The following is a 19,654-nucleotide window of genomic DNA, read 5'->3' on the forward strand; positions in this document are numbered from 1 at the left end:
TTGAGCAATCGGTGGCGAAACCCGGGATGCGCCGGAACCGGCTTTGGCGGCCCGCCAGCATCGCCCCCCATGGGGGTGACGCGCACAGCGCGGCGCAGGGGAAACGCTACCTTTCATGTTGCGACAGCCACTCTTCGAGGTAGTGGATATTGGTGCCTCCGGCCACAAATTTGGCGTCAACCATGATCTCGCGGTGCAGCGGGATATTGGTCTTGATGCCTTCGATGGCGGTTTCGGCCAACGCCGTGCGCATGCGGGCCAGTGCCTGCTCGCGGGTGTCACCGAAAACGATGAGCTTGCCGATCATCGAGTCGTAGTTCGGCGGCACAAAGTAGTTGGCGTAGGCGTGCGAATCCACGCGCACCCCGGGGCCACCGGGCATGTGCCAGGTGGTGATACGGCCTGGCGACGGTGTGAACTTGTAGGCGTCTTCGGCGTTGATGCGGCACTCGATGGCATGGCCGCGCAACTGGATCTGGCGCTGGGTGAAGGGCAGTTTTTCGCCTGCCGCCACCGCGATCTGGGTGCGCACGATGTCCACACCACTGATCCACTCCGTCACCGGGTGCTCCACCTGAACACGGGTGTTCATCTCGATGAAGTAGAACTCGCCGTTTTCATACAGAAACTCAAAAGTTCCTGCCCCGCGGTAGCTCATCTTCTTGCAGGCAGCAGCGCAACGTTCGCCGATCTTCTCGATGGCGCGGCGGGGAATGCCCGGCGCAGGGGCCTCTTCAATGACCTTCTGGTGGCGCCGCTGCATGGAGCAATCACGCTCGCCGAGGTACACCGCATTGCGGTGCGTGTCGGCCAGAATCTGGATCTCGATGTGTCGAGGGTTCTGGAGAAACTTCTCCATGTACACCTCGGGATTGCCAAAGGCCGCGCCAGCTTCGGCCTTGGTGGTCTGCACCGCATGCAGCAAGGCTGCTTCGGTGTGTACCACGCGCATGCCGCGTCCGCCGCCACCGCCAGCGGCCTTGATGATCACGGGGTAACCAATGGACTTGGCCGCCTTCTTGATCGCAGCCGGATCGGCCGACAAGGCCCCCTCCGACCCTGGCACGCAGGGCACCCCTGCACGGATCATGGCCTGCTTGGCCGCTACCTTGTCACCCATGGTGCGGATCGACTCAGGCGTGGGACCAATGAAAGTGAAGCCACTCTTTTCCACGCGCTCTGCAAAATCAGCGTTTTCGCTCAAGAACCCATAGCCGGGGTGAATGGCTTCGGCGTCGGTCACTTCGGCGGCCGAAATGATCGCAGGCATGTTGAGGTAGCTCAGCCCCGACTGCGCCGGACCAATGCACACCGCTTCATCGGCCAGCTTGACGTATTTGGCATCACGATCGGCCTCCGAATACACCATCACCGACTTGATGCCCATTTCGCGACACGCGCGCTGAATGCGCAGGGCAATCTCACCCCGGTTGGCGATCAGTATTTTTTTGAACATGGGCCCGACCGCTTATTCGATTGTGTACAGAGGTTGGCCGTACTCCACGGCCTCGCCGTTGTCCACCAGAATGCGGGTCACGGTGCCGGTTTTGTCGGCCTCGATCTCGTTGAGAATTTTCATCGCCTCAACGATGCAAATGGTCTCGCCTTCCTTGATGGTGTCTCCTACCTCAACAAAAGCCTTTGCGCCGGGACTGGACGCGCGGTAGAACGTGCCGACCATCGGCGACTTCACCGTGTGACCTTCCGCGACCGCTGGGGCAACCTCGGCCGCAGCATCGAGCGACGCAGCGGCGGGCGCTGCGGCTGGAGCAACTGCTGCAGGCGCCATGCTGTAGGTCACCGGGGCGACCGCATTGACAGGCAAGCTTTTGACAATGCGAACCTTGCCTTCGGCTTCGGTGATTTCCAGCTCAGACACGTTGGATTCGGACACAAGGTCGATCAGCGTCTTCAGTTTTCTTAAATCCATGATTTCTCCATCGAACTTCGGTCAATTTAGGTGAAAACACCGTAAATTCGCATATTTCAATGCCCTCAAGGGCAACAAGGTGCCGGAGTGTACACGAAGTAACAATCAAAATGGGGCTTATGAACGACCGTTTGTCGCGGCCCGCTTTTGCTTGGGCCAGCATCAAATACGCGCAGTTTGCCCCACTTTAACGGATTTTGAGACGCTATCAAATCCGGTGCATCGCACACACACCCGGGTCAGGATGTCTGCGCCCAGGCAGCCAGATCGGCCTCGGAGACCTTGCCAACTTTTCGGTGCAGAACCACACCCGACCGGTCAAACACAACCGAAAACGGCAAGCCCCCATTCGGATTGCCCAGGGCTCGGCTGAGCTCTACCCCGCTGAACCCGGCCATACCCACCGGAAAATTCAGCGGCAATCGCCCCATGAACGCCTGCACTGCCCTGGGTTGATCGACGGCCAAACCCAATACGCGCCAGCCCTTTGGGCCATGGGCAGTATGAAAGCCGTTCAACATGGGCAGCTCTTCCACACACGGAGGACACCAGGTTGCCCAGAAGTTGACCAGCACCGGGTGGCCCCGAAAGCTGGCCAGATCCAGAGCCCGCCCTTCGGGATCGGTGAACCGGGCAGCCCAGAATGCCTGCTCCGCCTCCGACAGCATCGGGCCGCGATGGCGCCAGGCTACGCCAGCTCCGGCGGCGGCGGCCGCAAGTGCCACCAAACCCAGGAGGTGTCGTCTTTGCATACTCATATACGGGCACCTCCTTCGGCCTGACTCAACAGCGCACGCACCGCTTCAGCATCACCCCGAGGTTTGCGACCTTGGGCGTCGGGCTTGAGCGCGCCGCGCACATCGTCGCGGTCGTACACCATCAGATGCACCAGAACCCATTGGGCCAGGGCATCGCAACGCACCCGGAGGCTCAGCGCCTCCACCGGCTCACCTTTCCAACCCATGACCGACCCCACCTGGTAATCCAGTCCCTTGTCCAGAAGGCGCCACTCGGCTGCCTTGGGGTCATCGCAAAACAGCTGAATATAGACATCGCTGTGGCGGGTGGCCGTACCATGCCATACCGCGCCACTCAGGTATGGCGAGAATTCGACCAGTCGATCCAGCCATATCAGGGCAATTTCGCGCAGTGCACGCAACTCGACGGGCTGGGTGTCGGCGCAAAAAATGGCAATGTGTTCCCGTACCGCTGCGTCCATGGAGGCTGCGTCTGGCAGCGGCACCCTCGATCCGGTCAACCCAAGCAGCTTCACAGCCTGGCGCTTGGCGGTGGCGTATTCCTGTCCTTCGTCCACCACCAAACGGGCTGCCACGGCGGCCAGTTCGGTTGCAATATGTGTCGCATCACTGTACATGCACCGATTGTGCCTTCGTGTCGGCCGCCAGGTGCTACCTGGCCCGATACCCACAATCGGTCTGACGCCCTTCAACACCTAGAATCCATTGCATGCATATACATATTCTGGGCATCTGTGGCACCTTCATGGGTGGATTGGCGGCACTGGCACGCGAAGCGGGCCACAGGGTGACCGGCTGCGACGCGGGTGTTTACCCACCCATGAGTGATCAGTTGCGCGCTCTTGGCATTGATCTGATCGAAGGGTTTGGCGCCGAACAATTGGCACTCAAACCTGATATGTATGTGGTGGGCAACGTGGTCAGCCGGGCTCGATTGCACGATGGCACACCCAAGTTTCCTCTCATGGAGGCGATTCTGGAGAGTGGCGCCAACTACACCAGCGGCCCGCAGTGGCTGTCTGAACACGTCTTGCAAGGGCGCCATGTGCTGGCTGTGGCCGGCACCCACGGTAAAACCACCACCACCGCCATGCTGGCCTGGATCCTTGAATTCGCCGGTATGAAGCCGGGCTTCCTGATCGGTGGCGTTCCCTTGAACTTTGACGTCTCAGCCCGGCTGGGTGGGGCAAGCCCTGGGCCCGACACCAGACCCGTTTTCGCCATCGAAGCCGACGAATACGACACCGCTTTCTTCGACAAGCGCAGCAAGTTCGTTCACTACCGGCCGCGCACCGCGATCCTGAACAACCTGGAGTTTGACCACGCCGACATCTTTGACAACCTGGCAGCCATCGAACGGCAGTTCCACCATCTGGTGCGAACCGTGCCGGGTTCGGGCCGCATCGTCGTCAACGGTGTGGAAGACAGCCTGGAACGGGTCTTGCACAAGGGCTGCTGGAGCGAAGTTCGCAGCTTTGGCGCGGCCGTCAGCGATTTGACGGCTGAAGGTGAACCCCATGAGTTCGCCGTGCTGGAGCGCGGCCAAAAGGTCGCCGAGGTGAAATGGGCGCTCACCGGGGCTCACAACCAGCTCAACGCACTGGCGGCTATTGCGGCAGCGCAGCATGTGGGTGTTTCACCGGCGGTCGCAGCGGAGGCGCTCGGGCAATTTGTCAATGTGCGCCGCCGCATGGAGGTGCGGGGCACCATTGCCCGACCGGGAGGGGCTATCACGGTGTACGACGATTTCGCGCACCACCCTACCGCCATCCGCACCACGCTGGATGGCCTGAGGCGCCGGCTGGATCAGCAAGGGTCACCCAACAAGGCGCGCATCATCGCCGTGTTTGAGCCACGCAGCAACACCATGAAGCTGGGCTCCATGAAATCCCAGCTCCCCTGGAGCCTGGAATCTGCCGACCTTTCGATTTGCCATTCCGGTGGCCTGGGCTGGAGCGCCGCTGAGGCACTCGCACCTTTGGGTTCCCGCGCAACCGTTGCCCACAGCATCGATGAGGTGGTGGCCCAAGTGGTGGCGGCCGCTCAGGACGGTGATCACATTGTTTGCATGAGCAACGGCGGGTTTGGCGGGGTTCATGCGCGCTTGCTCGCCGCGCTATGCGGTTAGACCTTTGACTACCGGCCGAGAAGAGCGAGGCTGGTGAAAAAGGGCGCCCGCAAAGGTGCCGACATGGCCGGATCTGCGGCCAAAGCAAGATCTGCCTCGTTGATTTCCGGCCTCAATAGCCGATGGCCATGGTGGCCAGGTCGACTGTCACCACAGGTTTGGCAAGAGCCGCACTGGCAGCCCTGGAAAATGTAAGCGCCCACTCTCTGTTTTCAGGCAGCGCAAACTGCTGCTTGCCCGCTGCCTGCGCCACCAACAACACTTTGTCGGCCGTCAACACCTTGCCGCTGAGCCGGATGGGGTCACAGTCCCAAGCCTGGAACTGCTGATCCAGCCAGATGCGCGCCTGTTCATGCGGCATGGGCTGCACCTCGTCGAGATCAAACAAATAGGTATTGGCATCGCCCCAACTGACTTTCACTTGGCTTCTCATGCGGACGACTCCTTGGCGTCGGGTTGAATCATTGATGGGTCCATTGTGCGCCAAAGGCATTTCAAAACACCTTACAAGCGGCCCCACATCACCGGCCCTGCCCGCTCACCCGCAATGGCGAATGCCTGGCTTCCCGCAAGATGGTTGTCGGCACCGCCTGATCCGAGCTGCGAATGCGGTTCTTCAAGTCGCTGTCGGTCTCATCTTCGTCCAAATCGAGTTGATTCATGGAACGACGGGTGTGTCGCTCGGCACGGCGGGCGCTTTCGGGGTCGGTGGTCAGCCCGCCAGCGTGAAACAGGGCCGCCAAATGCCGCGCCAGCTCGGCCGGGGCCAGCTCGATGCGATCCACAAGTTCGTCGAATGTTGCCGGTTTTTCTGACAGTGCCTGCATCAGAACCAGGTGCTCAGGTCCAAACCAGCGCGCGGGCACCATGGGAACACGACGCAAATAAATCGATTGGGTCCGGTAACGCTCAGGCAACACATCGGTGGATGTGCGCACCGCATAGATCCACATCATCCGGTGCAGCGGCAAACGGATGAACGACGTGGGAATGTCCGCGACAGGACCAGGCTGGGTCACCCATTCGGCCATGCTCAGCTCGCCCGGCCGCGCAGGCACAGAAATTCCCGCTTGCCAACGCCCAAAATCCAGCACAGCCAGAAGCTTTCCATCATTGACCACATGCACCACGCCACTCAACGAATCACGGCGCCCGGCCACCGCCGCCCCCAGCGCAAACTGACTTCTAAGCGGGCGCAGCCAAGCCTCAAATCGCTGCAATCTTTGGCGCACACTGCGCTCATCCGATGCATCAAAAAACTCAGCCGATGCAAAACCCTCAGGCAAAGGCTGAGCGAAAGCCAGCGGACGGTCCACCTCGGCCCGATGAAGGGTCAGCCGCTCACCGCCGCCATAGGGATGAACAATCACCAATTCATCGCGGCCCAACACCTCGACCGCAGCCCCATTGATCATCCAGGCATCGGCCAGATGGGGATCGCAGCATTGCCAAAGCGGCCAACCCTCGTGCACTTCCGACGCCCACGCTTGCAAGCGCAATCCCACCTCGTCAGGGAACCCCAGCAAACCCAGTCGCAACAACGGCTGTTCCACACTTGCTCCATTCTTTTTACTTGTGACAGCCCTGATCAATAGAACGGTGCCGAATACAGCACCCGAGCATAGCTCCGGTAGCCAGAAAGTTCAAAAAGTGGCGTGGCTTTTTCGCCTTGGGCTGAGCAAACTGGTTGGGGATGTGTTGACAGGTGCGCCCGCCCTTCCATCAAACCGTAAAAAGACGTGGCCCGTATCCGCAGCACAACCGGCTGCCCACAGACGAAAAGACTCAGGCTTTGCGTGCACGCGCCGCGCGAACCCCTTCTGAAAGCAGGCTGAGCGCACGCTCCGAATCAGACCAGCCCAGACACGCATCGGTAATGCTCTGGCCATAGGTCAAGGAATCCACAGTGTTCTTTCCAGGCGTGAATTTTTGCGCGCCGGCCTCGATGTGGCTTTCGATCATCACGCCGAACACGCTGTTGGAGCCACCCGCCATTTGATCGGCGATGTCCTGTGCCACTTCGAGCTGTTTTTCATGCTGCTTGCTGCTGTTGGCGTGGCTGCAGTCCACCATCAGGCGAGGCGTCAACTTGGCAGCCTCAAGCTCTTTCACCGCAGCATTGACATGGCTGGCGTCGTAGTTGGGCGTTTTGCCACCACGCAAGATCACGTGGCAATCCTTGTTGCCATTGGTCTGCACGATGGCCACTTGCCCGTTTTTATGCACCGACAGGAAGTGATGGCCGCGCCCGGCGGCCTGGATCGCATCGGTGGCGATCTTGATGTTGCCATCGGTGCCGTTCTTGAAACCAATGGGAGCAGACAGGCCCGAGGCCAGTTCACGGTGCACCTGGCTTTCGGTGGTGCGCGCGCCAATGGCGCCCCAGGCAATCAGGTCACCAATGTACTGGGGCGAAATCACATCGAGGAACTCGCTACCGGCAGGCACGCCCATTCGGTTGATTTCGATCAGCAACTGGCGGGCGATGCGCAAACCTTCATCGATGCGGAAACTCTGGTCCAGGTACGGATCGTTGATCAACCCCTTCCAGCCCACCGTGGTCCTGGGTTTCTCGAAGTACACGCGCATCACGATCTCCAGCGTGTCCGCGTACTTGTCCCGCAAAGGTTTCAATCGACGCGCGTAGTCAAGCGCTGCGGCCGGATCGTGAATCGAGCAAGGGCCAATGATCACCAGCAAGCGCTGGTCTTTGCCATGAAGAATGTTGTGAATGCGTTCACGGGTCTGGGTGATCAGTGATTCAACCGCCGTCCCCCCGATGGGGAAAAAGCGGATCAGGTGCTCGGGAGGCGGCAACACAGTGATGTCCTTGATGCGTTCGTCGTCGGTCTGGCTGGTGCGGTCAGCAGGACGCTGGTGCCAGGCATCTGGGGCAACGGGTTGGGTGCTTTTCGAGGTCATCAAAGGGCTCCTGAAACTAAAAGTGAGAGTTGAGAGAGGGATCGGGCAAAAAAAAACCGCCTGGCTGTCGGCGCCGGCGGTTTGATCGAGATTCGGTTTCGCGTTTACAGCTCTGCCTCTCGTCCGCCGGGGACTGAGAACCAAAAGTAAAAGGCAAAAGAAGTTGCGGAACGCGATTTCATCGAGGACGAATGTAGCACAGCGACCTAACAGAAGCTTTCAGGCGGTACCGCCCACGGTCAAACCATCGATACGCAAGGTGGGCTGCCCCACGCCAACGGGCACGCTTTGGCCTTCTTTACCGCAGGTGCCCACTCCGCTGTCAAGCTTCATGTCATTGCCGATCATGCTCACCCGGGTCAGCGCGTCCGGGCCATTGCCCACCAGCGTCGCGCCCTTGACGGGGTACTGGATCTGGCCATTCTCTACCCAGTAGGCCTGGCTGGCCGAGAACACAAACTTGCCCGAGGTGATGTCGACCTGGCCGCCGCCAAAGTTGGTGGCATACAGGCCCTTTTTGATACTGGCCACGATTTCTTCGGGCGTCTTGTCGCCGCCCGTCATGTAGGTATTGGTCATGCGTGGCATGGGCACATGGGCGTAACTTTCGCGCCGGCCATTGCCGGTGGCTTTCACGCCCATGAGCCGTGCGTTCATGGCGTCCTGAATGTAGCCACGCAGGATGCCGTCTTCAATCAACACGTTCTTTTGAGAAGGATGGCCTTCATCGTCCACGTTGAGCGAGCCCCGCCTGTCCGCAATGGTGCCGTCATCCAGAACCGTGACGCCTTTGGCCGCTACCCGCTGGCCGATCTTGCCCGCGAACGCGCTCGAGCCCTTGCGGTTGAAATCCCCCTCGAGGCCGTGGCCCACCGCTTCATGCAGCAAGATGCCAGGCCAGCCAGATCCCAGAACCACCACCATCTCGCCAGCGGGTGCGGGCCGCGCCTCGAGGTTGGTCAGCGCATTGCTCACCGCATCATCGACGTAAGACTGCACCATGGCCTCATCAAAGTAGGCGAGGCCAAACCGGCCGCCGCCGCCCGAGGAGCCGACCTCGCGGCGGCCCTTTTGCTCGGCAATCACAGTCACCGACAAACGGATCAGCGGGCGCACATCGGCAGCCATGGTGCCGTCTGCGCGGGCAATCAGCACCACATCGTGTTCAGCAGCCAAACCCGCCATCACCTGCACGATGCGGGGATCCTTGGCCTTGGCCATTTTTTCCACTTTTTCCAGCAGGGCCACTTTGGCGGCACTGTCCAGCGTGCCGATCGGGTCCACCCCAGGGTAGAGCGAACGCGATTTGGCCACTTTTGACGCCTTCGCTTTCACCCGTTTGTCCTGGCCCTGCCCGGCGATGGAACGCACGGTGTGGGCCGCATCCAGCAAAGATGCCCACGACAGATCGTCAGAGTAGGCAAACGCCGTTTTTTCACCGCTCACGGCACGAACGCCCACGCCCTGGTCGATGCTGAAGCTGCCGGTCTTGACGATGCCCTCTTCCAGGCTCCAGCCTTCGCTGCGCGTGGTCTGGAAATACAGGTCGGCATCGTCGGCGCCCCGGACCATGATCTCGCCCAGGGCGCGCTGCAAATGGGCGGGCGTCAGTCCGTACGGATCAAGGAGTTGGCTTTGGGCATGGGCCAGACGGGCCAGGGTGGGTTCGCGTGAAATCATGACCCCATTGTAAGAAGGGCGGGACCAACCCGCTGCCGGCGTGGTTATCCGGGTTTGCGCAGAAGGGTGAACAGCGCGGCGTCATCCAGATCGGCCAAGCCTGCCGCGTGTGCCCGTGCAAAGGTCGACGCAACGCGCTGCCCCAGTGGCCCCTCAAAACCGACCGCCCGAGCGGCTTGCACAGCCAACCCGGTGTCTTTTTCCAGCAAAGTGACGTGGGCCCGGGGCTCAAAGTCGCCCGCAATCGCACGGCGCATGCGGTCTGAGCCTATCCAGCTCTGGCCACTCGAGCGCTCGATCACGTCCAGCGTGGTACCCAGATCCAGCCCCAGCTTCTCCGCCAGCGCCATGGCTTCGGCGGCGCCCACGAGGTTGATGCCCGCCAGCAGGTTGTTGACCAACTTGGTTCGCGCGCCATCTCCCGGGCGCTCGCTGATGCGAATCAACTGGTTTGACAGCGCGGCCAACAAGCTTTCGTGTTGGGCGATCAGCGCCACAGGAGCCGCCAGCATCAGGCTCATCGAGCCGTCGCGTGCCCGCGCAGGCCCACCCGACATGGGCGCATCAATACAGGCCACACCCAGTTCGGCCAGCCTTGACCCGATGTTTTCCACGTCTTCGGGCGAAATGGTCGGGCACAGCATCACCACCTGCCCCGCCTTCAAACATTCAGTGGCGCCGTTCGCACCAAACAGCACCTCGAGGCATTGCTCGGCCGTGACCACGCAAAGGATCAAAACATCTGCCTCGCCCAGCGCAGCAGCCGCTTCGGCGGGGCTTTCAACCAGCCTCGCGCCAGCCTCCTTGGCCTGCGCCTGGCGCACCGGGTCCAGATCGCAAACGGTCACGGCCCAGCCCAACTCGCAAAGGCGCGCCACCATCGCGCCACCCATGTTGCCCGCGCCGATGATCGCTACCGCTGCCATACACCCACCCCCTGGCAAAGAAGGCCAACACCGTCGGTCCTGAGCTTGCCGAAGGGCCCGCGCAGCAGCAGAACGTGGGGGCCACCGGGCCTGCCGCCGGGCCGCCCCAAGGCAGGCCCAGCCCCCTCGGGGGGCAGCGACCCGTGCAACGGTGGAGCGTGGGGGTCGCCGGGCCTGCCGCCGGGCCGCCCCAAGGCAGGCACAGCCCCCTCGGGGGCAGCGACCCGTGCAACGGTGGAGCGTGGGGGTCTAACCTCATGACTGCATCAACCGTTTCGATTTGGCGATAGACATCAAAATGCCCAAGCCAACTCCCAGGGTGACCATGGCGGTTCCCCCGTAGCTGATGAACGGCAATGGCACGCCCACCACAGGCAGGATGCCACTGACCATGCCCATGTTGACAAAGGCGTACACAAACATGTTGATCGTCATTGCCCCCGCCAACAAGCGGGCAAACAAGGTAGGCGCATCGGCAGCAATGGCCAGGCCACGCAGCACCAGAAACAGAAAGCCCATGATCAAACCCAAGGTTCCGATCAAGCCAAACTCCTCCGAAAAGGCTGCGTAGATGAAATCGGTGGTGCGCTCGGGAATGAACTCAAGGTGGGTCTGGGTACCCTGCATAAATCCTTTGCCCCACACCCCGCCGGCGCCAATGGCGATCATTCCCTGGATGATGTGAAAGCCCTTGCCCAGAGGGTCCTGGAACGGATCAAGCAACGTGCAGACCCGTTGGCGCTGGTATTCGTGAAGCACATGCCAATCAACGCCTTTGGCGCACCAAGAGTCTTCCATGATCACCAGCGTGATGACCCCGACCACCAGTATCAACACCGGCGGCAAGATCAGCCTCCAGCTCAAGCCCGCGAAGAAGATCACCGCCAGGCCCGAGGCCAGCACCAGCAGTGTGGTGCCCAAATCGGGTTGCTTGAGAATCAGCGCGGCCGGAATGGCCAGCAAAATGGCTGCCACCACAAAATCCAGCGGTTTCAACTGCCCCTCCCGGCGCTGAAACCACCAGGCCAGCATCAGCGGCATGGCCACTTTCATCAATTCGCTCGGCTGGATCACAATGCCGACGTTGAGCCAGCGCTGTGCGCCCTTTTTCTGTATGCCAAACAGAAACACCGCCAGCAACAGCGCCACACCCAGCGTGTACATCGGCACAGCCAGGGCCATCAGGCGCTGCGGCGGCACCTGGGCGACCAGGAACAACACGCCTGCGGCCAATATCATGTTGCGGCCATGGCTGACAAAGCGGGTTCCGTGGTCAAAGCCCACCGAATACATGGTCATCAGGCCCACCCCTGCCATCACCAGAACGCCCAACATCAACGGGATATCGAACCCCTGAAAGATCGGAGCAATGCGTTGCCACAGAGAGGGTTTGTCAAATACAACAGCCATGGGTCAGATTATCGCAAGCTGCGACCCGACCGCGCTGCCCTATGCTTCGAGAATGGTCTCCAACACGCATTCCCCCACCACCCACCTGCTGTACCTGCACGGGTTTCGCTCCTCTCCGCAGTCGGCCAAGGCGCAGAAAGTCGCCCGCCGGGTGCGAGAGAAGCATCCGGAGGTGGTCTGGTGGTGTCCTCAGTTGCCGCCCTCACCGGCCCTGGCCATGCAAATGCTTTTGCAAGGCACTGCCGACTGGCCAGCCAGGACCACCACCGTGATCGGCTCTTCGCTGGGCGGTTTCTATGCCCGTGGCTTTTGCTTACAAAAGAACTGCCGAGCCGCCCTGTTCAATCCGGCCGTTTACCCTGCACGCGATCTGGCCCAGTACATCGGTGAGCAAACAACCTGGCACGATCCGGAAGAACACTTCTTTTTCCAACCCGAATTCGTGACCGAGCTGATCCAGCAGCAAAGCACGATCGAGCGCCTGTCCCCCCTGCATCCGGCCACCGCTGAGCGGCTTTTCGCCATCGTGGCCAAAGGCGACGAGGTGCTGGACTGGCGAGAAATGCTCGGCTTTTGCCAAGGCGGCACGGTTCGCCTGTTGCCCGGGGGCGATCACGCCATCAGCGACTTTGACGACCACATGGACGCGCTGTTCGAGTTCCTGAACCTGGCCGGGTGATCGCAAAAGCCCGGCGTGCCGCATGGGACAATCGGCCCCATGCATATTTTGTTCGACGACGCCGGCAAGCTCATGACCGGTCGCCTCATGTCCGAAACCGAGAGCTCACTCCAGGTGGAGCTGGATTCCGGCAAGCGGGTCAAAGTCAAAAGCGCCAATGCGTTTTTGCGGTTTGAAAAGCCAGCACCGGCCGAGCTCATGCCCGCCGCAGCGGCCCTGGCCGAGTCCATGGAGCTTGAACTGGCCTATGAGTTCGCCCCTGAAGAAGACTTCGGTTTTCTCGACATCGCCCACGATTACTTCAGCGATTCAGCCACCACCACCGAGCAGGTCGCGGCCCTGATATGCCTGCAAGGCGCCCCCCATTATTTCCGCCGGGCCGGAAAGGGCCGCTACAAAAAAGCGCCTCCCGAGATCCTTGCCCAGGCGCTGGCTGCCATCGAAAAGAAGAAGCAGGTTCAGGCTCAAATCGAAGTGTGGGCCGCCGAGCTGGTCGCAGGCAACTGCCCAGAGCCTGTCCGTGAGCAGTTGTACAAGATTCTGTTCAAGCCGGACAAAAACGCACCCGAATACAAAGCCGTGGTTGAGGCCTCGCGCAACAGCCACAGCGCGCCACTGGCGCTGCTGGAAAAGGCAGGCGCCATTTCCAGCGCTTACCAGTTCCACTGGCAGCGTTTTCTGTTCGATCAGTTCCCCAAAGGCACCGGCTTCCCCGCATTGGAAGCCCCCGCCATTGCCGATGAACTGCCGCTGGCGCCCGTGCAGGCATTTTCCATCGACGATTCACAAACCACCGAAATTGACGACGCGCTGTCGGTGCAGGGTCTGGGCAGCGGCACCGTCACACTGGGTATCCACATTGCGGCCCCGGGCTTGGCCATCGCGCCAGACGGCGCCATCGACCAGGTGGCCCGCAACCGCTTGTCCACCGTCTACATGCCGGGCCACAAGATCACCATGCTGCCCGACGAGGTGGTGCAGACCTACACCCTGATGGCCGGGCGCGACTGCCCCGCCGTCTCGCTCTATGTCACCTTCGACGAAGCCACGCTGGCTGTGACCGACTCGCGTACTGCGCTGGAGCGCGTGCCCATCGCCCACAACCTGCGCCACGACCAGCTCGATCAGGTCATCACCGAAGCCTGGCTGGGCGGTGACGCCACCTCGAACGAGGTGCCCGCCGACATTGCCGCGCTGCAGCCTTCGCTGGTGTTTTTGTTCCAGCTGGCCAAACACTTGAAGGCCCAGCGCGAAGTGGTCCGCGGCAAGCCCGAGACCTTCAACCGTCCGGATTACAACTTCCGCCTCGAAGGCATGACCGGCGATGAGCCCGACGGCAGTGAAACAGTGCGCATATCCACCAGGCAACGCGGCGCACCGCTGGATTTGATGGTGGCCGAGGCCATGATCCTGGCCAACAGCACCTGGGGCCAATGGCTGGCTGCATGTGGTGTGCCCGGCATCTACCGAAGCCAGGCCAGTCTGGCGCCCGGCGTCAAGGTGCGCATGGGCACCAAAGCCGCGCCGCATGCCGGCATCGGTGTGCCGGCCTATGCCTGGAGCACCTCGCCTCTGCGCCGCTATGTCGACCTGGTCAATCAATGGCAGATCATCGCCTGCGCGCGCAATGGCGCGACCGCAGCCCTGGTGGCACCGTTCAAACCCAAAGACGCGAACCTGTTCGCCGTCATCAGCGCCTTCGATGCCGCCTACTCCGCCTACAACGGTTTTCAGAACGGCATGGAGCGCTACTGGACGCTCAAACACCTGGAGCAGGCAGGCATCTCCGAGCTCACCGCCACGCTCTTTAAAGACAACCTGGTGCGCGCCGACGGCTTGCCACTGGTCTTGCCGGTCATGGGCGTGGAAGGACTGCCGCGCGGGGCCCATGTGCGCGTGCGCCTGGGCGCCGTCGATGAGATCACCCTGGATATCTCCGGCACCTTGATCGAACGGCTCGATCTCCCCGTCGACGAATCGCCTGACGAGGCCGATTCGGACGGCGATGGCGACGACGATGGCATCACCAGCCCATTGGCGCTGGCCATCGACATCAACGAGTCACCAGACAACGAACCCGCCGCCCCCGCCCAGACTGGGTGATTGGGGTAAGTCGAAATCATTCAGCACGGATAATGCCCGCGTGAAACCGCTTCTCGCTTTTCTGAAAACCCTTTCCACACTGCAATGGGCGCTGCTGGTCTCGGTGGGGCTGCATGCCACCTTGCTCACAGTGCGCTTCGTGGCGCCTGAACGCTTCAACCGGGTGTTTCAGGACACCCCGCTGGAGGTGATTCTTGTCAACGCCAAGAGCAACGAAAAGCCCGAAAAAGCCCGCGCCATCGCACAAGCGTCATTGGCGGGCGGCGGCGACTCGAAAAACAACGTCCGCGCCACTTCGCCCCTGCCATCTGAAGCCATTGCCAAACTGGGCGACGCAGCAGAGGACCAGGAAGAGAAGAAGATCCGCGAGTTGAAAGAGCAGCAAAACCAGGTGCTGGTGCAGGTTCGCAAACAACTGGCCACCATGCCTCCGCCCGACCTGCAAGCCGTCAACCCCAGCCAGGAGTCAATCGAGCGTGAGCGCAAGCGACAAGCCATGGTCAAGCTACTGGCTGAGATCGAGAAGCGCATCAACGAGGAAAACGCCCGGCCACGCAAGCGATACATCAGCCCGGCCACGCGAGAAGAGGTGTATGCCATCTACTACGACGACCTGCGGCGAAAAATCGAAGACAGAGGCACGACCAATTTTCCCGAAGCCGGTGGCCGAAAGCTCTATGGTGAGCTCACCATGGTCATCACCGTGAACTTCACCGGCGTGGTGCTCGACACCGAAGTGGTGCAGACTTCCAACAACCCCAACCTGGATCGCCGCGCACAAGCCATCGTGAAAAGCCTCGACTTCGGCACTTTCAATGAGGCCATGCGCAGGCGCGCCGACCAGATCGTGGTGGTATCGCGGTTCCGATTCACCCGCGAGGCTGGCCTTAAAACCCAGATCAGCAACTAGTTATGAAGTCGTTTGCCCGCTGGTTGCTGTGGATCGCTCTCGCTGGTGTCGCTCTGCAACTTTTTTTCGTCGCCCGCATCGCCTTGATGCTTGTGATCGCACCTGAAAGCACGGCGTTCATGCGCTCGGAAATCTGGCGCATTGCAGAACGCCGGGTTGAAGGCAAGGGCTCATGGCAGTGGGGCGCCGAGTGGGTGCCTTACGACAAGATCAGCCCCAACCTAAAGCGTGCGGTGATGGCCTCGGAGGACGCAGGTTTCACCAGCCATGGTGGCGTCGATTGGGACGCGATCCAGGCCGCCTGGGCCAAAAACGAAAAACGCCAGCAGGCGGCGGAAAAAATCGATGCAAGGCGCGCCGAACGCCAGGCCAAACTTGCCGCCAAACGATTGAGCCAGGGCAAGGAACCTGTAGCTCCTGCCGCCACGAGCAAACCCGCCAAAGTGATCGGTGGATCGACCATCACACAGCAACTGGCCAAAAACCTGTTGCTCTCCGGTGAACGCAACCTGCTGCGCAAAGGTCAGGAGTTGCTGCTGACGCTCACGCTGGAGGCCCTGCTCAGCAAACAGCGCATTCTTGAGATCTACCTCAACAGTGTTGAATGGGGCGACGGTGTTTTTGGTGCCGAAGCGGCAGCCCAGCGCTATTTCAAGAAACCTGCCAGCCAGCTCAGTGCGCGGGAAGCGGCCCGCCTGGCGGTGATGCTGCCCAGCCCCAAGTTTTTTGAAATCCGGCAAGGTTCAGCCTACCTGGCGCGGCGAACCAACATCATCGCCGCGCGCATGAACGATGTAGGCCTGCCATGAGCCTGACCAGCACCCAGGGGCGAAACCCATGGTGACGATGGGCACCAAGGCCATGGGGCTGTTCTTGCTCGGTCTGATCCGTTTACTGACTGGCGCCCAGGCCCGCTGGTACGGTTGCCCGCCCAAAGCGGAACAACGCATCTATTTCGCCAACCACCAGAGCCACGCCGATCTGGTCTTGATTTGGGCGGCCCTGCCCAGCGAATTGCGCAGCATCACGCGCCCCATCGCCGCCAAAGACTACTGGACCGCATCACCACTGAAACAATGGATCACCACCGGCGTGTTCAACGCCGTGTATGTCGAGCGCGAACGCAAGGGCGATGAAGACCCATTGCAACCCCTGATCGATGCACTGGAAAGCGGCGACTCCCTGATCATCTTCCCCGAGGGCACGCGGGGCTTTGAAGATGAGCCCCAAGCGTTCAAGTCGGGCCTCTACAACCTGACCCAACGCTTTCCCGAAGTGGTGCTTGTGCCCGCCTGGATCCACAACGTGCAGCGCGTCATCCCCAAGGGTGAAGTGATCCCGGTGCCGGTGCTGTGCTCCGTCACCTTTGGCACGCCCGTGCAACTGGGCGAAGGGGAGCCAAGAGGAGAATTTCTGACCCGCGCCCGAAACGCCGTGGTGGAACTGCGAGACGTATGACCTCGTTTTTGCGCAGCCTCTCGGCCAATCAGCAAGTCAGTTTGCTGTTTGTGCTGCTGTTCGGCTTTCTGACCCTGGCCAGTGCCACGTTGCTGGTCTTGTCGATGCGAGATCGACCACAGGACGACGCACAGGCTCCCAAGCATGGCCTGCGCTTGAAGGACTACCAGGGGTTGGTGCGCACTTCGTGGCTCATGGCACTGGTGTTCTGGCTGGGATGGGCCGCCGGGCCTGGCGTGGCGACGGCTCTTTTTGGCATGGTGTCGTTTTTTGTCTTGCGTGAGTTCATCAGCCTCTCTCCCACCCGACGCGGCGACCACCGCAGCTTGCTGCTGGTGTTTTTCATTGTCTTGCCGCTGCAGTACCTGCTGGTCTGGACCGAGCGCTTCGATCTGTTCACCGTGTTCATCCCGGTCTACGTGTTTCTTGCCATTCCTACAGCGGGCGCCCTGGGCAACGATCCGCAGCACTTTCTGGCCCGCAACGCCAAGCTGCAGTGGGGCATCATGGTCTGCGTGTATGGCATGAGCCATGTGCCCGCGTTGCTGCTGCTTGATTTCCCCCAGTCCCCAGGTCGCTCCGCCTTTCTGGTTTTCTTCCTGGTGCTGGTAGTGCAAACAGCCATGATGGTGCAACACATCGTCTCCCGGTACCGGGGCCAGGCGGTGGCACCCGCCGTCAGCGCCAGTTTCAACTGGTATGGATGGGGGGCGGGCGTGCTCGCTGGTGGCTTGCTCGGTGCGGCACTCGCAGGCTTCACGCCCTTCAAGCCGTTGCCCGCGATGGCGATGGCGATGGTGGCTTCAGTCTCCGGCAGCTTCGGGCACCTGGTGATGAAAGCCATCAAACGGGACCGCGGGGTCACCCACTGGGGTCCCGCAGGCAGCTCTATCACGGGTGCCAGTGGCTTGCTCGACCGGGTTGACGCGCTGTGTTTCGCTGCACCCGTCTTCTTCCACTCGGTTCGCTGGAACTTCAATCTCTGAACCCGACGGGAACTACCACCATGCGCATCCTTGGCATCGACCCGGGCCTCCAATGCACCGGTTTTGGCGTGGTCGATAGCGAAGGCGCAGCTCTGCACTATGTGGCCAGCGGCACCATTCAAACCAGCCCGAAAGATGGCGCACTGCTGCCCGAACGCCTCAAAATCCTGTTCGACGGCATCAGCGAAGTGGTCAAGCGGTATGAGCCCCAGGTGTCCGCTTGCGAAATCGTGTTCGTCAACGTGAACCCACAAGCCACCTTGCTGCTCGGTCAGGCACGCGGCGCTTGCCTCACTGCGCTGGTGGCCAACGGGTTGAGCGTGGCGGAGTACACCGCACTTCAGCTGAAGAAGGCCGTTGTTGGCTATGGGCGCGCCGACAAAGCACAAATGCAGGAAATGGTGAAACGGTTGCTGGCGCTGCCTGGTTTGCCGGGCAAAGACGCTGCCGACGCCCTGGGCCTGTGCATCATCCATGCCCAGGTGGCCCGGTCGGTTGCTGTGATCAACAAGGTCTCGCCCCTGCAAGCCCGTACCCACGCTGCCTACAAAGGCGGACGAAGCTACTGAGCGACCCGCTGGAGGCCTCCCGCCAGGTTTTCACCCTCTTACAGCAGACGCTCCAGGAGCAACACCCCAAAAAACCCCAGACCTGCGATCACGGCCCACTTGAGCAACCTGACGCCATAGCCTCGAAAGCGCTCCTGACCTGTACCGATGTAAAAGGCGAATGAAACGCCTGCGGCCAGCAGCAGAAAAAAGATCGCGAACCTAAACAACAGCATCAGCGAGTCCGATAGGGAACGGTCACCAGGCAGGCGCGAGCTGAGCGAAGCCTTTGGGGGCCTCGCGGTCTTGCTGAAATGTCACGATGTCGTAGGCATCGGGCTGTGCGAGCAAGGCGCGCAGCAACTGGTTGTTCATCGCATGGCCCGAGCGGAAGGCGCTGTAGGCCGCGAGCAGCGGCTTGCCAATCACATACAGATCGCCGATGGCATCAAGGATCTTGTGTTTGACAAATTCATCCTGGTAGCGAAGGCCATCCGCATTGAGCACCTTGACATCGTCCATCACGATCGCGTTGTCGAGACCGCCGCCCAGCGCCAGTCCGTGTGAGCGCATCATTTCCACGTCACGCGTGAAGCCAAACGTACGCGCCCGCGCAATCTCGCGGGCGTAACGGCCGCTGCCCATGTCGAACTCCACGCGCTGCCCGGTTGACGTGACAGCGGGGTGGTCGAACTCGATTTCAAAGGCCAGTTTGTAGCCGTGATACGGGTCGAGCCGGGCCCATTTCAGGTTGCGCCCTTCGCCTTCACGCACCTCAACTGCCTTCTTGATGCGAATAAATCGCTTGGGCGCCGCCTGAACGGCGATACCCGCGCTTTGCAGCAGGTAAACAAACGAGGCCGACGAACCATCCAGTATGGGCACTTCTTCGGCCGTGATGTCGACATACAGGTTGTCCAACCCCAGGCCGGCTACAGCACTCATCAAATGCTCGATGGTGGCGACCTTGGCACCGCCTTTGGAAATCGTCGAAGCCATGCGGGTATCGGTCACCGCCTCGGCATTCACGGGAATGTCCACTGGCTCTGGCAGGTCCACACGTCGAAAAACCACGCCCGTGTCGGGCGGCGCAGGACGAAGCGTCAACTCCACCCGTTGCCCGCTGTGCATGCCAACGCCCACAGCTTTGGACAGAGATTTGAGGGTTCGTTGAGCAAGCATGACGTATTTTATTCCCCCCCGCGCCGGCTGCGCC

20 protein-coding genes are annotated in these 19,654 nt (G+C 61.1%); 8 read left to right on the forward strand and 12 right to left on the reverse strand.

Translation table 11 applies throughout. The features are described 5' to 3' along the window. Positions 1-106: 106 nt before the first annotated feature. The 4 genes from accC to LPB072_RS20805 form a co-directional block, all read right to left on the reverse strand. Complete coding sequence (gene accC, locus LPB072_RS20790; RefSeq protein ID WP_066091116.1) at positions 107-1,456, reverse strand: acetyl-CoA carboxylase biotin carboxylase subunit; 1,350 nt, start codon at positions 1,454-1,456, stop codon at positions 107-109. 12 nt (positions 1,457-1,468) lie between these two features. Further along, entirely contained in the window at positions 1,469-1,930 is a 462-nt protein-coding gene (gene accB / locus LPB072_RS20795; RefSeq protein WP_066091119.1) for an acetyl-CoA carboxylase biotin carboxyl carrier protein, read from the reverse strand. Between the two features lie 239 nt (positions 1,931-2,169). Continuing rightward, positions 2,170-2,688, reverse strand: coding sequence for a TlpA family protein disulfide reductase (locus tag LPB072_RS20800; RefSeq protein ID WP_066091122.1), 519 nt, complete (start codon positions 2,686-2,688; stop codon positions 2,170-2,172). Further along, positions 2,685-3,305: a hypothetical protein gene (locus LPB072_RS20805; RefSeq protein WP_066091125.1), complete on the reverse strand. Its 621-nt coding sequence runs from the start codon at positions 3,303-3,305 to the stop codon at positions 2,685-2,687. Before LPB072_RS20805 ends, LPB072_RS20800 begins: the two co-directional genes overlap by 4 nt. 92 nt (positions 3,306-3,397) lie before the next feature. On the opposite strand from LPB072_RS20805, the gene mpl reads away from it, so the two are divergent. Further along, a complete protein-coding gene (mpl, locus tag LPB072_RS20810; protein ID WP_066091128.1) occupies positions 3,398-4,816 on the forward strand; it encodes a UDP-N-acetylmuramate:L-alanyl-gamma-D-glutamyl-meso-diaminopimelate ligase in 1,419 nt (472 codons plus the stop codon). A gap of 112 nt (positions 4,817-4,928) precedes the next feature. On the opposite strand, the gene LPB072_RS20815 is transcribed toward mpl, so the two are convergent. The 6 genes from LPB072_RS20815 to rodA form a co-directional block, all read right to left on the reverse strand. Beyond that, on the reverse strand, positions 4,929-5,249 hold the full coding sequence (locus tag LPB072_RS20815; protein ID WP_066091270.1) for a hypothetical protein: 321 nt from the start codon (positions 5,247-5,249) through the stop codon (positions 4,929-4,931). 88 nt (positions 5,250-5,337) lie between these two features. Further along, the gene (locus LPB072_RS20820) at positions 5,338-6,369 is read right to left on the reverse strand and encodes a helix-turn-helix domain-containing protein (RefSeq protein ID WP_066091130.1); all 1,032 of its coding nucleotides are present in this window, start codon (positions 6,367-6,369) and stop codon (positions 5,338-5,340) included. A gap of 232 nt (positions 6,370-6,601) precedes the next feature. Beyond that, entirely contained in the window at positions 6,602-7,738 is a 1,137-nt protein-coding gene (locus LPB072_RS20825) for a 3-deoxy-7-phosphoheptulonate synthase (RefSeq protein ID WP_066091134.1), read from the reverse strand. 219 nt (positions 7,739-7,957) lie between these two features. Continuing rightward, positions 7,958-9,418, reverse strand: coding sequence for a metalloprotease TldD (tldD, locus tag LPB072_RS20830; RefSeq protein WP_066091137.1), 1,461 nt, complete (start codon positions 9,416-9,418; stop codon positions 7,958-7,960). Between the two features lie 44 nt (positions 9,419-9,462). Beyond that, complete coding sequence (locus tag LPB072_RS20835; RefSeq protein WP_066091141.1) at positions 9,463-10,344, reverse strand: NAD(P)-dependent oxidoreductase; 882 nt, start codon at positions 10,342-10,344, stop codon at positions 9,463-9,465. A 255-nt stretch (positions 10,345-10,599) separates the two neighbouring features. Next, complete coding sequence (gene rodA / locus LPB072_RS20840) at positions 10,600-11,754, reverse strand: rod shape-determining protein RodA (RefSeq protein ID WP_066091147.1); 1,155 nt, start codon at positions 11,752-11,754, stop codon at positions 10,600-10,602. A 52-nt stretch (positions 11,755-11,806) separates the two neighbouring features. Between rodA and LPB072_RS20845 the strand changes: the two genes are divergently transcribed. From LPB072_RS20845 to ruvC, 7 genes are read left to right on the forward strand one after another with little or no spacing between them, the layout of a single operon-like run. After that, entirely contained in the window at positions 11,807-12,433 is a 627-nt protein-coding gene (locus tag LPB072_RS20845) for a YqiA/YcfP family alpha/beta fold hydrolase (protein ID WP_066091271.1), read from the forward strand. 39 nt (positions 12,434-12,472) lie between these two features. After that, the gene (locus tag LPB072_RS20850; RefSeq protein WP_066091149.1) at positions 12,473-14,536 is read left to right on the forward strand and encodes a ribonuclease catalytic domain-containing protein; all 2,064 of its coding nucleotides are present in this window, start codon (positions 12,473-12,475) and stop codon (positions 14,534-14,536) included. A gap of 40 nt (positions 14,537-14,576) precedes the next feature. Then, positions 14,577-15,446, forward strand: coding sequence for an energy transducer TonB (locus LPB072_RS20855; protein WP_231943334.1), 870 nt, complete (start codon positions 14,577-14,579; stop codon positions 15,444-15,446). A gap of 2 nt (positions 15,447-15,448) precedes the next feature. Further along, a complete protein-coding gene (locus tag LPB072_RS20860) occupies positions 15,449-16,255 on the forward strand; it encodes a transglycosylase domain-containing protein (protein WP_066091152.1) in 807 nt (268 codons plus the stop codon). 37 nt (positions 16,256-16,292) lie between these two features. Beyond that, positions 16,293-16,904 (forward strand): lysophospholipid acyltransferase family protein, encoded by a 612-nt coding sequence (locus LPB072_RS20865; RefSeq protein WP_066091275.1) that lies wholly within the window; start codon positions 16,293-16,295, stop codon positions 16,902-16,904. After that, entirely contained in the window at positions 16,901-17,890 is a 990-nt protein-coding gene (locus tag LPB072_RS20870) for a phosphatidate cytidylyltransferase (protein ID WP_066091155.1), read from the forward strand. The genes LPB072_RS20865 and LPB072_RS20870 overlap by 4 nt, the downstream gene beginning before the upstream one ends. A gap of 20 nt (positions 17,891-17,910) precedes the next feature. Beyond that, complete coding sequence (gene ruvC, locus LPB072_RS20875) at positions 17,911-18,459, forward strand: crossover junction endodeoxyribonuclease RuvC (protein ID WP_066091157.1); 549 nt, start codon at positions 17,911-17,913, stop codon at positions 18,457-18,459. A gap of 38 nt (positions 18,460-18,497) precedes the next feature. On the opposite strand, the gene LPB072_RS23750 is transcribed toward ruvC, so the two are convergent. Together LPB072_RS23750 and lpxC are read right to left on the reverse strand one after the other, a co-directional pair. Next, positions 18,498-18,674, reverse strand: coding sequence for a hypothetical protein (locus tag LPB072_RS23750; RefSeq protein WP_197508867.1), 177 nt, complete (start codon positions 18,672-18,674; stop codon positions 18,498-18,500). A gap of 22 nt (positions 18,675-18,696) precedes the next feature. After that, positions 18,697-19,620 (reverse strand): UDP-3-O-acyl-N-acetylglucosamine deacetylase, encoded by a 924-nt coding sequence (gene lpxC, locus LPB072_RS20880; RefSeq protein WP_066091159.1) that lies wholly within the window; start codon positions 19,618-19,620, stop codon positions 18,697-18,699. Between the last annotated feature and the right edge of the window lie 34 nt (positions 19,621-19,654).

Origin of the sequence: Hydrogenophaga crassostreae (assembly GCF_001761385.1) — a bacterium.
Lineage (GTDB): Bacteria > Pseudomonadota > Gammaproteobacteria > Burkholderiales > Burkholderiaceae_C > Hydrogenophaga > Hydrogenophaga crassostreae.

Coding starts and splice junctions, on each gene's coding strand:
- accC (WP_066091116.1), bottom strand. CDS start 1,456: ATGTTCAAAAAAATACTGATCGCCAACCGGGGTGAGATTGCCCTGCGC.
- accB (WP_066091119.1), bottom strand. CDS start 1,930: ATGGATTTAAGAAAACTGAAGACGCTGATCGACCTTGTGTCCGAATCC.
- LPB072_RS20800 (WP_066091122.1), bottom strand. CDS start 2,688: ATGAGTATGCAAAGACGACACCTCCTGGGTTTGGTGGCACTTGCGGCC.
- LPB072_RS20805 (WP_066091125.1), bottom strand. CDS start 3,305: ATGTACAGTGATGCGACACATATTGCAACCGAACTGGCCGCCGTGGCA.
- mpl (WP_066091128.1), top strand. CDS start 3,398: ATGCATATACATATTCTGGGCATCTGTGGCACCTTCATGGGTGGATTG.
- LPB072_RS20815 (WP_066091270.1), bottom strand. CDS start 5,249: ATGAGAAGCCAAGTGAAAGTCAGTTGGGGCGATGCCAATACCTATTTG.
- LPB072_RS20825 (WP_066091134.1), bottom strand. CDS start 7,738: ATGACCTCGAAAAGCACCCAACCCGTTGCCCCAGATGCCTGGCACCAG.
- tldD (WP_066091137.1), bottom strand. CDS start 9,418: ATGATTTCACGCGAACCCACCCTGGCCCGTCTGGCCCATGCCCAAAGC.
- LPB072_RS20835 (WP_066091141.1), bottom strand. CDS start 10,344: ATGGCAGCGGTAGCGATCATCGGCGCGGGCAACATGGGTGGCGCGATG.
- rodA (WP_066091147.1), bottom strand. CDS start 11,754: ATGGCTGTTGTATTTGACAAACCCTCTCTGTGGCAACGCATTGCTCCG.
- LPB072_RS20845 (WP_066091271.1), top strand. CDS start 11,807: ATGGTCTCCAACACGCATTCCCCCACCACCCACCTGCTGTACCTGCAC.
- LPB072_RS20850 (WP_066091149.1), top strand. CDS start 12,473: ATGCATATTTTGTTCGACGACGCCGGCAAGCTCATGACCGGTCGCCTC.
- LPB072_RS20860 (WP_066091152.1), top strand. CDS start 15,449: ATGAAGTCGTTTGCCCGCTGGTTGCTGTGGATCGCTCTCGCTGGTGTC.
- LPB072_RS20865 (WP_066091275.1), top strand. CDS start 16,293: ATGGGCACCAAGGCCATGGGGCTGTTCTTGCTCGGTCTGATCCGTTTA.
- LPB072_RS20870 (WP_066091155.1), top strand. CDS start 16,901: ATGACCTCGTTTTTGCGCAGCCTCTCGGCCAATCAGCAAGTCAGTTTG.
- ruvC (WP_066091157.1), top strand. CDS start 17,911: ATGCGCATCCTTGGCATCGACCCGGGCCTCCAATGCACCGGTTTTGGC.
- LPB072_RS23750 (WP_197508867.1), bottom strand. CDS start 18,674: ATGCTGTTGTTTAGGTTCGCGATCTTTTTTCTGCTGCTGGCCGCAGGC.
- lpxC (WP_066091159.1), bottom strand. CDS start 19,620: ATGCTTGCTCAACGAACCCTCAAATCTCTGTCCAAAGCTGTGGGCGTT.